Origin of the sequence: Stenotrophomonas nitritireducens, from assembly GCF_001431425.1 — a bacterium.
GTDB lineage: Bacteria > Pseudomonadota > Gammaproteobacteria > Xanthomonadales > Xanthomonadaceae > Stenotrophomonas > Stenotrophomonas nitritireducens.
Map to the genome: position 1 here is coordinate 42,052 of NZ_LDJG01000005.1, position 14,481 is coordinate 56,532.

A 14,481-nucleotide genomic window follows, 5' to 3' on the forward strand; every position below is an offset into this window, starting at 1 on the left:
AAGGAAACAAGCATGTTCGCCTACTACTTCAAACTCGCGCTGCGCAGCTTCCGCCGCAACAAGGTGCTCACCGCGCTGATGGTGCTGGCCATCGCGCTGGGCATCGGCGCGGCGATGACCACCCTGACCGTGTTCAAGGTGCTGTCCGGCGACCCCATCCCGCACAAGAGCGAGCGCCTGTTCTACGTCCAGCTCGATCCCTATACCCGCGACGGCTACAAGCCCGGCGAGGAACCGGAGCAGCAGTTGACCCGCTTCGATGCCGAGGAACTGCTGCGGCAGAAGAAGGCGCCGCGGCAGGCGATGATGACCGGCGGCGACGGCATCGTCGATCCGCGGGTCGACGCGCTCAAGCCGTTCAGCGTCGGCGCGCGCTTCACCTCGGGCGATTTCTTCCCGATGTTCGACACGCCGTTCCTGTACGGACAGGGCTGGAGCGGTGCCGAGGACACCGGCCACGCGCGGGTGGCGGTGATCGGCCGCACCCTCAACGAGAAGCTGTTCAAGGGCGAGAACAGCGTCGGCCGCGAAGTACTGTTCGAAGGCCACCCGCTGCGCATCGTCGGCGTGCTCGATACGTGGTCGCCGCAGCCGCTGTTCTACGACGTGTTCGTCGGCAAGTTCGACCGCAAGGAAGAGGTGTTCCTGCCCTTCTCCACCTCGCGCGACCTGGACTTGGACCGCAGCGGCAACATGAACTGCTTCGGCCGCGAGATCGTCAACGATGCCACCGCGCTGAACGTACCCTGCGCCTGGATCCAGTACTGGGTGGAACTGGACTCGGCCGGCGACGCCGCCACGTTCAAGACCTACCTGGACAACTACTCCGACCAGCAGCGTGCCGCCGGCCGTTTCGAGCGCCCGGCCAATACCCGCCTGCGCAACGTGATGCAGTGGATGGACTTCCGCGGCGTGGTGCCCGGCGACGTGCGCCTGCAGATGTGGCTGGCCTTCGGTTTCCTGCTGGTGTGCCTGGTCAACACGGTCGGCCTGCTGCTGGCCAAGTTCCTGCGCCGCAGCGGCGAGATCGGCGTGCGCCGCGCGCTCGGCGCCAGCCGCATGGAGATCTTCAAGCAGTGCCTGGTCGAGGCCGGCACGGTGGGGCTGGCCGGCGGCCTGCTGGGCCTGCTGTTCGCGCTGGGCGGGTTGTGGGCGGTACGGCAGCGTCCGGCCGAGTACGCGTCGCTGGCGCACCTGGACGGCTCGATGCTGCTGCTGACCTTCGCCCTGGCCATCGCCGCCAGCCTGCTGGCGGGCATCCTGCCGGCATGGCGGGCGATGCAGGTGACGCCGGCGCTGCAGCTCAAGAGCCAATAAAGCTGGAACAACTGGAGGAGTGGGGAGCAGGCGACCGGCTCTCCTCTCACTTCCCACTCCTCGTTTTTTTATTTTCCGCTCCCGGAGAACCCCATGGAAATCCGCCCCATCCTCTCCACGCTGGCGCGCCACAAGATGGCTGCCGCCCTGATCGTGCTGGAGATCGCGCTGAGCTGCGCCATCATCTGCAACGCGCTGTTCATCGTCACCCAGCGCCTGGAAACCCTGAACCTGGCCAGCGGTATCGACGACGACCGCCTGATCGAGATCGCCCTGAGCGGCATCGGCCAGCAGACCGACGCCGACGCCCGCACCGCCGAAGACCTGGCCTCGCTGCGCGCCATCCCCGGCGTGGAGCGCGTGGCGATCACCAACCAGCTGCCGTTCCAGAACGGCAGCTGGAACACCTCGCTCTCGCTCACTCCCGAGCAGGAAGTGCCTACCCTCAACGCCACCCAGTACCTGGTCAACGAGGGCGCGCTGGCCACCATGGGCCTGAAGCTGATCGCCGGCCGCGACTTCAACGCCGACGAGTACAAGAGCAACGACGAGCTGCGTTCGATCGAAGACGTCGCCAGCCTGCGCTCGGCGATCATCCTGAGCAAGGCGTCCGCCGACAAGATGTTCCCCGACGGCGGCGCGGTCGGCAAAACCGTGTACATGGCCAACATCCAGCTGACCATCGTCGGCGTGGTCGACACCCTGCTGCGCCCGAACCTGATGGGCGGCAACCGCACGTTCTCGGTGATCTTCCCGATCCGCATGAACTTCTCCAACGGCGGCCGCTACCTGGTCCGCGTCACCGACCCGGCTCGCCGCGCCGAGGTGCTCGACCAGGCGCTGGCCGCGCTGGACAAGAACGACCCCAACCGCCTGGTCTGGCGCAAGCAGACCTACGAGCAGGGCCGCGCCAGGTACTTCGCCAACGATCGCGACATGATCGGCCTGCTGCTGATCGTCAGCGGCCTGCTGTTGCTGGTCACCGCGCTGGGCATCGTCGGCCTGGCCAGCTTCTGGGTGCAGCAGCGCACCAAGCAGATCGGCATCCGCCGTGCGCTGGGCGCGACCAGGGGCCAGATCCTGCGTTATTTCCAGACCGAGAACTTCCTGCTGGCGACGATCGGCATCGTCATCGGCATGCTGCTGGCCTACCTGCTGAACCAGTGGCTGATGGGACGCTACGAACTGCCGCGCCTGCCGCTGCTGTACATGCCGGTCGGCGCGGGCGCGCTGTGGTTGCTGGGGCAGATGGCGGTGTTCGGCCCGGCCCGCCGCGCCGCGGCGATCCCGCCGGCCGTCGCCACCCGCAGCACCTGAGCCGGCCGAATGCCCCTCTCCCCACGGGGGAGGGGCTGCGGCCGGAGACCACCGGATCGCGCCAGTCCCCTCATCCATCACTTCGCACCGCAATCCCCCGGGGGTCATCCCCCGAAGGGAAAAGGAAATCCTGGAGCCCTCATGCTCGGCTACTACCTGCAGCTCGCGCTGCGCAGTTTCCGCCGCAACAAGGTACTGACCGCGTTGATGGTGGTGACGATCGGCATCGGCATCGGCGCGGCCATGACCACGCTCACGCTGTACAAGGTGCTGTCCGGCGACCCGATCCCGGAGAAGAGCACGCGGCTGTTCTATCCGCGGCTGGAACCGCGCACGCTCGGCCGCGATGTCAGCGTGGACCCGGAGCCGATGGAGCAGATGACCCGCTTCGACTCCGAGGAACTGCTGCGGCAGAAGCGCGGACTGCGCCAGGCGATGATGAGCGCCGGCTCGCTGACGGTGCTGCCCGAGGGTACCGCCGCACAGCCGTTCCGCGCCGCGTCGCGCTACACCTCGGCCGATTTCTTCGCCATGTTCAACGCGCCGCTGCGCGCCGGCCATGCGTGGAGCGCGGACGATGACATGTCGCGCGCGCGCGTGGCGGTAATCGGCGCCAAGCTGGCCGAAAAACTGTTCGGCGATGCCGATCCGATCGGACGCGAGATCCACGTGTCGCAGGGCGTACTGCGCGTCATCGGGGTGATGGACGAGTGGAAGCTCAACCCGCGTTTCTACGACCTGAGCAACCGCCGCTTCGGCGGCGGCGAACAGGTGTTCCTGCCGTTCTCCACCTCGCGCGACATGCGCCTGCCCACGCAGGGCAACATGAACTGCTGGGGCAACAGCAACGGCGACCCGGAAGGCGCGCGCGGACTCAATGCGCCCTGCACCTGGCTGCAGTACTGGGTGGAACTGGAATCGCCAGAGAAGGCCGCCGACTACCACAAGTACCTGGCCGACTATTCGGACCAGCAGCGCGCCGCCGGCCGCTTCGAGCGACCGACCAATGTGCGCCTGGACGACGTGATGGGCTGGCTCGACTACAACCGGGTGGTGCCCAACGACGTGCGCATGCAGATGTGGCTGGCGTTCGGCTTCCTGCTGGTGTGCCTGCTCAACACGGTCGGCCTGCTGCTGGCCAAGTTCCTGCGCCGCAGCGGCGAGATCGGCGTGCGCCGCGCGCTCGGCGCCGCGCGCGGCGACATCTTCCGGCAATGCCTGACCGAGGCCGGCGCGATCGGCCTGGCCGGCGGTCTGCTCGGCCTCGGCTTCGCCGCGCTGGGGCTGTGGCTGATCCGCCAGCAGCCGGACGACTACGCACGCCTGGCGCAGCTGGACATCGGCACGCTGCTGATGACCTTCGCACTGGCCCTGCTGGCCAGCCTGCTGGCCGGCATGCTGCCGGCGTGGCGGGCGATGCAGGTGCCGCCGGCATTGCAGCTCAAGAGCCAGTAAGGAGAGAAACGCCATGGAAATCCGCCCCATCCTCTCCGTCCTGATGCGGCACAAGACCGCCGCGGCGTTGATCGTGCTTGAGATCGCGCTGAGCTGCGCGATCATCTGCAATGCGATCTTCGTGATCGGCCACCGTACCGGGGAGATGCGCCGCGACAGCGGCATCGCCGAGGACGAACTGGTCTACATCAGCGTCAGCAGCCTGCAGCCGGACCGCAACCGCGACGCGATGCGGCGCGAGGACACCGCCACCCTGGCCGCCGTGCCCGGGGTCAGGTCGGTCACCAGCGTCAACCAGCTGCCCTACGGCGACAACGTCTGGGCCTCGGGCATCAACCTGCGCCCGGGCCAGGCCGAGTCCATCGTCACCGCGTCCAATTACATGGACGATGGCCGGCTGCTGCCCACCCTGGGTCTGCGCATCGCCGAGGGCCGCGGCTTCAATCCCGACGAATACCAGAGCCAGGATGCGCTGGAGGCGGCCGGACCGACGCCGCAGGTGCCTTCCGTCCTGTTGAGCCGCTCGCTGGCGGCGCGGTTGTTCCCGGGCAGGAGCGCGCTCGGCCAGGACATCTACGTCTGGGGCGACAAGCCCAGCCGCGTGGTCGGCGTGGTCGACCGGCTCATCGCGCCGGGGCGCGGCCGCACCTTCGAGGACAGCTTCCACACCATGATCTTCCCGCTGTGGACATCCAACGGCGACTACGTGCTGCGCACCGATCCCGAACGCCGCGGCGAAGTGCTCAAGGCCGCCGTGGCCGCGCTCAACCGGACCGATCCCAACCGGATCATCGACACGCAGAGCACGGTGAGCGAAATGCGCCGCGACTTCTACAGCCGCGACCGCGCGGTGATCTGGCTGCTGGTGAGCGTCTGCGTCGCGCTGCTGGCGGTGACCGCCTTCGGCATCGTCGGCCTGGCCAGTTTCTGGGTGCAGCAGCGTACCCGCCAGATCGGCATCCGCCGCGCGCTCGGCGCCACCCGCGCGCAGATCCTGCGCTATTTCCAGGCGGAGAATTTCGTGCTCACCAGTACCGGCATCGTGCTCGGCGTGCTGCTTGCCTATACCTTGAACCTGACCCTGATGCGCCAGTACGAACTGCCGCGCCTGCCGCTGGTCTACATTCCGGCCAGCGCGCTGCTGCTGTGGCTGCTGGGCCAGGCCGCGGTACTTGGACCCGCGCGCCGCGCCGCCTCCATTCCACCGGCCGTCGCCACGCGCAGCGCCTGATATCCGCGGGAACTCCTGATGAAGACCACGCTGCGCCTGTTGCCCCTGCTGCTGATGTCGCCCGCCGCCGCCGTGCTGGCGGCCGACGACCTGGCCACCACCATCACCGCGCTCGACGATGCGGTGTTCGACAGCTTCAACCAGTGCCAGGACCCTGCGCAGCTGCAGAAGCACGCCGGCTACTTCGACCCGGCGGTCGAGTTCTACCACGACACCGGCGGGGTCACCTGGACCCGCGAGGCGATGCTGGACAACACGCGCCGCCACGCCTGCGGCCGCTACACCCGCGAACGGGTGGCCGGCAGCCTGCAGGTATTCCCGGTCAAGGACTTCGGCGCCATCGCCCAGGGCAGCCACCGTTTCTGCGATACCGCCAGCGGCAGGTGCGAGGGGCTGGCCGACTTCGTCATGCTCTGGCGCCTGCACGATGGCCAGTGGTCGATCACCCGCGTGCTGAGCTATGCCCACCGCGCAGCCCATCCACCGGCGGTGCAGCCATGAACTACACGCTGGAGCTGGGCTTGAAGGGACTGTGCCGGCACCCGCGCACGATGCTGCTGGCGGTGTTCACGATGGCGCTGGGCCTGGCCGCGACGATGACCATGCTGACCCTGCTGGCGATGCTCTCGGCCGATCCGCTGCCGGGCCAGAGCCGCAACCTGTACCTGGCGTGGGTGGATTCGCGGCAGGCGCCCGACGCCGGCGACAAGCTCGACGACGAAAGCCGCACGCCGCCGCGCCTGCTGAAGCTGGCCGACGTAAAGGCGCTTGCCGCTGCCATGCCGCAGGCGCGGCAGGCGGCGCTGGTGCCGACCTCGCTGTCCCTCGACAACGAGGACGGCAGCACCCAGGCCTCGGTGCGCGCGCTGCTCGCCACCGGGCCGATGCCGTCGATGTTCGCGGTACCGCTGCAGCACGGCCGCTACTGGACCGCGCAGGAGGAACGCGAACATGCCCCGGTGGCGATCATCGACCGCGAAACCAGCCTGAAACTGCTCGGCACCGCCAATGGCACCGGCCAGCGGGTCCGTATCGGCAGGACGTTGTTCCAGGTCATCGGCATCAGCGCCGGGTGGAATCCGCAACCGCACTTCTACGCGCTGCAGGGCAACGAGAGCGCGTGGGGCAAGCAGTTCGCCGTGCGCGTCTACCTGCCGCTGGAAAGCGCGCTGGATGCCGGCGTGACGCCGGCGAGCAGCCAGGACTGCGACCGCGGCAAGCATGGCGGGTTCCGCTTCAACGAACTCGACGTCGGCGCCTGCCGCTTCCTGCAGCTGTGGGCCGAGCTGACCACGCCCGAATCCGTGCGCTCGTTCAACGACCAGCTCGACGGTTACACCCGCCAGCGCCATGCCGAGGGCGTCTTCGTGCGTCCCCCGCAGTCGCGGCTGTACAGCGTGCGGCAATGGCTGGCCGCCAACCGCGCAGTGCCGGCCAGCGTGCACCTGAACCTGTGGCTGGCGGCAGGCCTGCTCGGCCTGTGCATGGTCAACGTCGCCGGGCTGCTGGCGGCGCGCTTCCTGCGTCGCGGCACGGAACTGGGGGTACGCCGCGTGCTGGGCGCGTCGCGCCGCGACATCGTCCTGCAATGCCTGACCGAAGCCGGCATCGCCGGCCTGGCCGGCGGCCTGCTGGCGTTGCCGCTGACCCTGTTCGGGCTGTGGGTGGTGCGCCTGCAGGACCGTGGCTATACCGAACTGGCGCACCTGAATCCGCTGCTGTTCCTCGCCCTGCTCGCACTGGCGATGCTGGTCGGCCTGCTGGTGGGCGTGCTGCCGGCCTGGCGGGCGACACGCATCGAGCCGGCGCTGCAGGTGAAGAGCCTCTGACGGGGAATGACCATGGGAACCGCTTTCACCTTACCCGCCATCGGCCCGATCATCTCGGGGCTGCGCCGCCATCGGCTGATGCCGCTGCTGGTCATCGCCCAGATCGCCCTGGCCTGCGCCATCCTGACCAACGCCCTGTTCCTGCTGCAAAGGCAACTGGCGCCGCTGCTGGTCGACGACGGCATCGTCCGCGACGAAGTGCTGCTGGTGGACCAGCTGATCCTGGGCAAGGGCCGCTGGAGCACCGCCGAGGTGCAGGCCACCCGGGAAGCCCTGCGCGCGCTTCCCGGCGTGCGCGCGGTCGCGCCGACCACCGGCGTGCCGATGCGCCAGGTGATGACCTTCGAACTGCCGGTGAAAAGCCCGGCCGGCGTCGCGGTGGCCGCCACCGGCTATGCCGGCGACGGACTGGTGCAGGCGCTGGGCCTGGAGATCGTGCAGGGCCGGGATTTCAGCGACGACGAGTACGCCGCCACCGGCGCCCTGTTCGGCGATGGCAACCGCGGCAACATCGTGCCGGTGGTGATCACCGAAGCCCTGGCCCGGCACCTGTTCCCCGATGGCGGCGCGCTCGGTGGCCGGCTGGGCGGCGACGAAGGCCCCGACGACGACAGCTACTACGTGGTAGTCGGTACCGTCCGCCATCTGCTGCGCTACCAGCTCGGCGAACTGGACGACGGCCAGGCCGAGTATTCGATGCTCTACCCGGCGCGCAGGTTCGACAACCTGCCGGTCATGTCCTACGTGGTGCGCACCGATCCCCTGCGCCGGGACGAAGTGGCCAAGGCCATCCCCGCGCTGCTGGAACGCCAGTTCGGCGGCCGCCTGATGCGCGGCGTGCCGCCGGTCGTCATCGATTACGAAAGCCAGCGGCGCGACGCATTCACGCAACGGCGCGCGGCCGTCTGGCTGCTCGGCACCGTCTGCGTGGTGGTCACCCTGATCACCGTGATCGGCATCGCCAGCCTCAGCGGCTACTGGATCGAGCAACGTACCCGGCAGATCGGCATCCGCCGCGCGCTGGGCGCTACCCGGCGGCAGATCCTGGGCCATTTCCGCTGGGAAAACCTGCTGCTGGGCTGCGCCGGGCTGGCGCTGGGCCTGCCGCTGGCGCTGGCGATCAATCAGTTGCTGATGCACTACCACGAACTGCCGCGGCTGCCGCTGCACTGGCTGCCGATCGGTGCGGCGGTGCTGCTGCTCACCGGCCAGTGCGCGGTGTCCGGCCCGGCCCGTCGCGCGGCGTCGATTTCACCGGCCATGGCAACGCGCGGCGCATGATGCCGGCCAACGCCCGCCAGACGCCTTTCGAAGCCGCAGCCGCCACCTGCGGATGCGGTGCGCAGCGTGTAAGGTCTGCGCTTCCCTTTTCCTCCCGCCTGCCCCAACCGTGATGCCGCAGATACTGATCATCGACGACAACGCCGCCGTGGCCACCGCGCTGGACGTGCTGTTCTCGCTGCACGACATCGAGACGCGGCATGCGTGCTCGCCCGAGCAGGGGCTGGCGATGCTCGCCGAGCAGGAGTTCGACCTGGTGATCCAGGACATGAACTTCACCGCCGATACCACCTCCGGCGAGGAAGGGCAGGTGCTGTTCCGGCAGATCCGCGACAGCTGGCCGGACCTGCCGGTGATCCTGCTCACCGCCTGGACCCATCTGGACAGCGCGGTGGAACTGGTCAAGGCCGGCGCCGCCGACTACCTGGCCAAGCCGTGGGACGACGGGCGCCTGCTGACCACGGTCAACAACCTGCTGGAGCTGGCCGAGACCCGCCGCGAACTGAGCCGCCGCCGCCAGCGCGAGCTGAAACAGCGGCAGAGCCTGCACGAGCGCTACGACCTGGCCGGCGTGGTGTTCGCCGACCCGGCCAGCGAGCGCGTCATCAGCCTGGCGTGCCAAGTCGCCCGCTCCGACCTGCCGGTGCTGATCACCGGCCCCAACGGCGCCGGCAAGGAGAAGATCGCCGAGATCATCCAGGCCAACTCCGGCAAGCGCGGCGGCCCGTTCGTCGCGCTCAACTGCGGCGCGATCCCCGCCGAGCTGATCGAGGCCGAACTGTTCGGTGCCGAAGCCGGCGCCTATACCGGCGCCAACAAGGCGCGCGAGGGCAAGTTCGAGGCTGCCGACGGCGGCACCCTGTTCCTGGACGAGATCGGCAACCTGTCGCTGACCGGGCAGATGAAACTGCTGCGCGTGCTGGAGACCGGCCGCTTCGAGCGCCTGGGTTCCAACCGCGAGCGCCAGGTGAAGGTGCGCGTGGTCAGCGCCACCAACGCCGACCTGCCGGCGATGATCCGCGACGGCAGCTTCCGCGAAGACCTCTATTACCGCCTCAACACCGTGGAGCTGGCGCTGCCGGCGCTGGGCGAGCGGCGCGAGGACATCCTGCCGCTGGCGCGCCATTTCCTCGGCGACGAGGGCAAGGCGCTGTCGCCGCAGGCCGTGCAGGCGCTGCAGCGGCACACCTGGCCCGGCAACGTGCGCGAACTGCGCAACGTGATCCAGCGCGCCAGCCTGCTCGCGCAGGGGCCCCGGATCGAAGCGCCCGACCTCAACCTGCCGCGCGCGCCGCTGCGCCCGACCGCGCCGGCGGACGAGCCGGACCGCGCGCGCATCGTCGGCGCGCTGGAGCGCGCCGGCGGCGTCATCGCCCAGGCCGCCGCCGACCTCGGCCTGAGCCGGCAGGCGCTGTACCGGCGCATGGACCGCCACGGCATCCCGCGCGAATGAAACGGCCATGTTGAGAACGCGCTCCTTCACCTTCCGCCTGTTCCTGCGCCTGCTGCCGGTGCTGGGACTGGCCGCGGCCCTGCCGTGGTTGCTGGCCTACTGGATGGATCGCGGCTGGGTGGTCACCCTGGTCTCCACGGCCCTGCTGCTGGCGCTGATGTGGTGGACCCTGCGCCGCGCCACCGCGCCGATCCGCTCGCTGCTGCGCTCATTGGCCGGCATCACCAGCAGCTACCGCGACGGCGAATACAACTTCGGCGTGCACTGGCGCGGCGACGACGAGCTGGCGCAGCTGGTGAAGGCGCATGCCGAGCTTGGCGACGTGCTGCGCGAGCAGCGCCAGTCGCTGGTGCAGCGCGAACTGCTGCTGGACACGATGGTGCAGAACACGCCGGTGGCGATGCTGCTGCTGGCCGATGGCGGCGATGGCGTCCAGCGCGTGGCGTTCTCCAACCTGTCCGCGCGCAAGCTGCTGCACGGCGGCTGGAAGCTGGAGGGCAAGCGCATGCACGAGCTGCTGGAGAACATGCCGGTGGAGCTGCGCAACGCCATCGCCCGCGGCGGCGACAGCCTGTTCGCGGTACGCGAGGCGGACGGCGACGAGGACGACGAACAGATCTACCACCTGTCGCGGCGCGGCTTCCATCTCAACGGCCGCCCGCACGACCTGCTGCTGCTGCGCCTGCTGACCGCCGAGCTGCGCCGCCAGGAAGTGCAGACCTGGAAGAAGGTGATCCGCGTCATCAGCCACGAACTCAACAACTCGCTGGCACCGATCGCCTCGCTGGCGCACTCCGGCGCGGAGCTGGTGCGGCGCGGCCGTACCGACCGCCTGGAGGACATCTTCGGCACGGTCGAGGAGCGCGCGCGCCACCTGGAAGGCTTCATCCGCGGCTACGCGCGCTTCGCCAAGCTGCCGCAGCCGCAGTTGCAGACCATCGCCTGGGCGCCGTTCCTCGGCGGACTGCAGCAGCAGATCCCGTTCCGCATGGTGCCGCCGCCGGAAGACCTGTGCAGCCGCCTGGACCCGGCCCAGTTCTCGCAGGCGATGCTCAACCTGCTCAAGAACGCGCACGAGGCCAGCAGCGACAACGGCGTCACCGACGACGCGGTGGAGGTGCGGCTGGCACGGCTGCCGCACTGGCTGCGCATCGAGGTGCTGGACCGCGGCAGCGGCATGAACGAGGCGGTGCTGCAGAACGCACTGATGCCGTTCTATTCGACCAAGCGCAACGGCACCGGCCTGGGCCTGGCGCTGACCCGTGAGATCGTCGAAGCGCACGACGGCCGCATCTCGCTGCAGAACCGCAACGATGGCGGCCTGTGCGTGACCATCCTGCTGCCGGCGGGCGCCTGATCCAGCCTGACGCGGCTCAGGCCCGCGGCCCGGCCCCGTCCGTCGCCACCAGCAGCTACGCGCTGCGGCTGCCCGCCACCAGCAGCGCCAGCGCCGCGCACATCGCCAGCACGAAGGCCTCCGCCACGCGCGGCAGCACCAGCAGCACGCCGGCGGCCAGGAAGAACAGCTGGCCCATGATCGACAGGCCGAAGCGCTGCAGCAGCAGCGGCCGCGACCGCAGCTCGCGGCGCAGCGCGGCCATGCCGCGCACGGTGCGGATCACCAGCACCCCGCCCACCGCGAGCAGCAGCAGGCCGTGATTGATCCGCCCAAGCACCGGCACGATCAGCAGCAGCGAGCACACCAGCACGCCGAGGAAATCCAGGTACACCTGCTGGGCCAGCGCATGCATCGCGCCATCCCTGCCCAGTCCGCGCCGGTCGCGGTCGAAGGTCATCGCCACGAACACCAGGCCGAGCAGGCCACCGCCGATCTGCGCGGTAGCGATGAAGAACGCACTGCATGCCGCAAGTTGCTGTTCAAAGCCATCCATACGCCATTGTCCCGGCTGGGTTGATCAGGATTTCTTCTGCGGGCGCTTCCAGCCTTCGATGGTCTGCTGGCGGCTGCGCGCCACCGTCAGCCGCTCTTCCGGCGCATCCCGGGTGACCACCGAACCGGCGCCGATGGTGGCGCCGTCGCCCAGTGTCACCGGCGCCACCAACGAGCTGTTTGAACCGACGAACACGCGGTCGCCGATGGTGGTCTGGAACTTGTTCACGCCGTCGTAGTTGCAGGTGATGGTGCCGGCGCCGATGTTGGTGCCGCTGCCGATCACCGCATCGCCCAGGTAGGTGAGATGGTTGGCCTTGCTGCCCTTGCCCAGCGTCGCCTTCTTGGTCTCGACGAAGTTGCCCACGTGCACGCCATCGGCCAGCACGGTGCCGGGGCGCAGCCGCGCGAACGGACCGATCTGCGCCGCGCCTTCGCTGACCACGCCCTCCAGGTCGCAGTGCGGGCGCACTTCGGTGCCTGCGCCAAGCCGGACGTCCTTCAGCCGCACGAAGGCGCCGACGACGACGCCGTCGCCCAGTTCGACTTCGCCTTCAAGCACCACGTTGGCGTCGATCTGCACGTCGCGCCCGGCCTTGACCGTGCCGCGCTGGTCCAGGCGCGCCGGATCGAGCAGGCGCACGCCCTGCTCGCACAGCGCACGCGCCGCGCGCAGCTGCCAGGCACGCTCCAGCTGCGCCAGCTGCCACGGATCGTTGGCGCCTTCGGCTTCCTGCGGATCGGCCACGTGCACCAGTGCGGCCGGCGTGTACTCGGCCGCAGCCGCGGCGAACACGTCGGTCAGGTAGTACTCGCCCTGCGCGTTGGCATTGGACAGGCCGGACAGCCAGCGCCGCAGCGCGGTCGACTCGGCGGTGATGATGCCGGTGTTCACCGTGCGGATGCGCTTCTGCTCATCGTCGGCGTCCTTCTGCTCGACGATGGCCGCGACCTTGCCCTCGGCATCGCGCACGATGCGGCCGTAGCCGGTGGGGTCGTCGAGTTCGGCCACCAGCACCGCCAGCCGCGGTGCGTCGTGCAGCAGCGCACGCAGCGTATCGGCGCGGATCAGCGGCACGTCGCCGTACAGCACCAGCACCTGCGCGGTATCCGGCACCGCCGGCATCGCCTGCAGCACGGCATGACCGGTGCCCAGCTGCTGCAGCTGCTCGGCCCAGACCAGGTCGTCCTGTCCGGGAAAGGCGGCACGCACCGCCTCGCCGCCGTGGCCATGCACCACGTGGATGCCGGCCGGCTGCAGTTGCCGCGCGGTCTCGATCACATGCGCCAGCATCGGCCGCCCCGCCACCGGTTGCAGCACTTTGGGCAGGAGCGACTTCATGCGCTTGCCCGCGCCGGCGGCAAGGATGATGACATGCAGCGGTTGGCTCATCGGGGGAGTTCCGTGGATCGATGCCCGGATTCTAAGAACGCGCCGGCAAGCCGTCGAGCGCGGCACCTGCCGATGCCGGGCGGATGCAGGCCGGTCCAGGCGATGGCCGTGCCGGGGAATGGGGCGCGAAGGCCCTCCGTGGCGACCATCGCACTCCCGCGACATGGCGGCACCGGCCGGCGGCGTGCCGCATTTCAGCCCCGCTGCCGCCGGCGCATGGATACGCATGCGCCGGCAATCGGTAGCATGGGCGGCTTCCACCGCCTGCTCCCATCGCCATGACCCTGTTGCGACAAGGTGGCCGCTACATCGCCGCCGGCCTGATGCAGTTGCTGCTGGACTGGCTGGTGTTCGTGGCAGCCACGGCCGCCGGCCTGCCGCCCGTGCCCGGCAACCTGCTCGGGCGCAGCAGCGGCGCGCTGCTGGGGTTCTGGCTCAACGGCCGCTACACCTTCCCGCGCGAGGACGGGCGCCGCCATGGATGGAAGCGCTTCGCGCGTTTCCTCGCCCTGTGGTTGCTGATGACCGCGCTCAGCAGCGGGCTGCTGGCCTGGGCCGCGCAGACGCTGGGCCTGCAGATGGCCTGGCTGGCCAAACCACTGGTGGAAGGTGGCCTGGCGGTGCTGAATTTCTTCCTGCTGCGGCACGTGGTCTACCGCTGAGCCGGAACGCTTCTGCAGGGGCGCGCCTCACCGCGCGATGGAGCTTTCCCCGTGCACCCGCGCAAGGACAGGCAAGCTGTCGCGCGAGTGCCCGCATCGCAGCCCCACCGCGCACTGAAGCGCGCTCCTGCGGCCGGATGCACGGAGGAATGCCGCCCAACAAAAAACGCCGGGCAAGCCCGGCGTTCCTGTTCTTCCGCAGTTCCGCGCTCAGTGCTTGAGGTTGCGGCGCAGGCGCTCCAGCGCCTGCAGCTGCGCGGTGACCTCGGCCAGGCGCTGCTGCGCCTCGGCCAGTTCCATGGCTTCGCCACGGTTGGCCAGCACGCGCTCGGCTTCTTCCTTGGCCTTGCGCACCGCCGCTTCATCGATGTCGGTGGCGCGGATGGCGGTGTCGGCCAGCACGGTCACGACCTGCGGCTGCACTTCCAGGATGCCGCCGGAGATGGCGAAATCCAGGTGCTCGCCCGTGGCGGTGGTGACCACGACCTTGCCCGGCTTCAGGCGGGTGATCAGCGGCGCGTGCTTGGGCGCGATGCCCAGCTCGCCCAGCTCACCGGTGGCCACGACCAGGGTCGCTTCGCCGCTGAAGATCTGCTGCTCGGCACTGACGATGTCGCAACGGATGGTGCTCATGGAACTCTCTTCGCCTGGT

The 14,481-nt window shown here is 69.3% G+C and carries 13 protein-coding genes; 10 read left to right on the plus strand and 3 right to left on the minus strand.

What is annotated here, in order from left to right; genetic code table 11:
• Window positions 1-12 precede the first annotated feature (12 nt).
• From ABB22_RS03960 to ABB22_RS04000, 9 genes are all read left to right on the plus strand, one after another.
• Window positions 13-1,317, plus strand: a complete 1,305-nt coding sequence (locus ABB22_RS03960; protein ID WP_055770480.1) for an ABC transporter permease — start codon at window positions 13-15, stop codon at window positions 1,315-1,317.
• A gap of 93 nt (window positions 1,318-1,410) precedes the next feature.
• Entirely contained in the window at window positions 1,411-2,634 is a 1,224-nt protein-coding gene (locus ABB22_RS03965) for an ABC transporter permease (RefSeq protein WP_055770483.1), read from the plus strand.
• 141 nt (window positions 2,635-2,775) lie between these two features.
• The gene (locus ABB22_RS03970) at window positions 2,776-4,089 is read left to right on the plus strand and encodes an ABC transporter permease (RefSeq protein ID WP_055770486.1); all 1,314 of its coding nucleotides are present in this window, start codon (window positions 2,776-2,778) and stop codon (window positions 4,087-4,089) included.
• A 13-nt stretch (window positions 4,090-4,102) separates the two neighbouring features.
• The gene (locus tag ABB22_RS03975) at window positions 4,103-5,320 is read left to right on the plus strand and encodes an ABC transporter permease (protein ID WP_055770489.1); all 1,218 of its coding nucleotides are present in this window, start codon (window positions 4,103-4,105) and stop codon (window positions 5,318-5,320) included.
• An 18-nt stretch (window positions 5,321-5,338) separates the two neighbouring features.
• Window positions 5,339-5,821, plus strand: coding sequence for a nuclear transport factor 2 family protein (locus ABB22_RS03980; RefSeq protein WP_055770491.1), 483 nt, complete (start codon window positions 5,339-5,341; stop codon window positions 5,819-5,821).
• Window positions 5,818-7,149 carry an ABC transporter permease gene (locus ABB22_RS03985; protein WP_055770493.1) on the plus strand — a complete coding sequence of 444 codons (1,332 nt, stop codon included), beginning with the start codon at window positions 5,818-5,820 and terminating at the stop codon, window positions 7,147-7,149. Before ABB22_RS03980 ends, ABB22_RS03985 begins: the two co-directional genes overlap by 4 nt.
• A gap of 12 nt (window positions 7,150-7,161) precedes the next feature.
• Entirely contained in the window at window positions 7,162-8,430 is a 1,269-nt protein-coding gene (locus tag ABB22_RS03990) for an ABC transporter permease (protein ID WP_055771009.1), read from the plus strand.
• Between the two features lie 112 nt (window positions 8,431-8,542).
• Window positions 8,543-9,883: a sigma-54-dependent transcriptional regulator gene (locus ABB22_RS03995; RefSeq protein WP_055770496.1), complete on the plus strand. Its 1,341-nt coding sequence runs from the start codon at window positions 8,543-8,545 to the stop codon at window positions 9,881-9,883.
• 10 nt (window positions 9,884-9,893) lie between these two features.
• On the plus strand, window positions 9,894-11,240 hold the full coding sequence (locus ABB22_RS04000) for a sensor histidine kinase (RefSeq protein ID WP_082443693.1): 1,347 nt from the start codon (window positions 9,894-9,896) through the stop codon (window positions 11,238-11,240).
• Window positions 11,241-11,295: 55 nt separating this feature from the next.
• On the opposite strand, the gene ABB22_RS04005 is transcribed toward ABB22_RS04000, so the two are convergent.
• A complete protein-coding gene (locus tag ABB22_RS04005; RefSeq protein ID WP_055770502.1) occupies window positions 11,296-11,775 on the minus strand; it encodes a hypothetical protein in 480 nt (159 codons plus the stop codon).
• Between the two features lie 24 nt (window positions 11,776-11,799).
• Window positions 11,800-13,167, minus strand: coding sequence for a bifunctional UDP-N-acetylglucosamine diphosphorylase/glucosamine-1-phosphate N-acetyltransferase GlmU (gene glmU / locus ABB22_RS04010; RefSeq protein WP_055770505.1), 1,368 nt, complete (start codon window positions 13,165-13,167; stop codon window positions 11,800-11,802).
• 278 nt (window positions 13,168-13,445) lie between these two features.
• On the opposite strand from glmU, the gene ABB22_RS04015 reads away from it, so the two are divergent.
• Window positions 13,446-13,829, plus strand: coding sequence for a GtrA family protein (locus tag ABB22_RS04015; protein ID WP_055770507.1), 384 nt, complete (start codon window positions 13,446-13,448; stop codon window positions 13,827-13,829).
• Window positions 13,830-14,039: 210 nt separating this feature from the next.
• On the opposite strand, the gene ABB22_RS04020 is transcribed toward ABB22_RS04015, so the two are convergent.
• Complete coding sequence (locus ABB22_RS04020) at window positions 14,040-14,462, minus strand: F0F1 ATP synthase subunit epsilon (protein WP_055770512.1); 423 nt, start codon at window positions 14,460-14,462, stop codon at window positions 14,040-14,042.
• Between the last annotated feature and the right edge of the window lie 19 nt (window positions 14,463-14,481).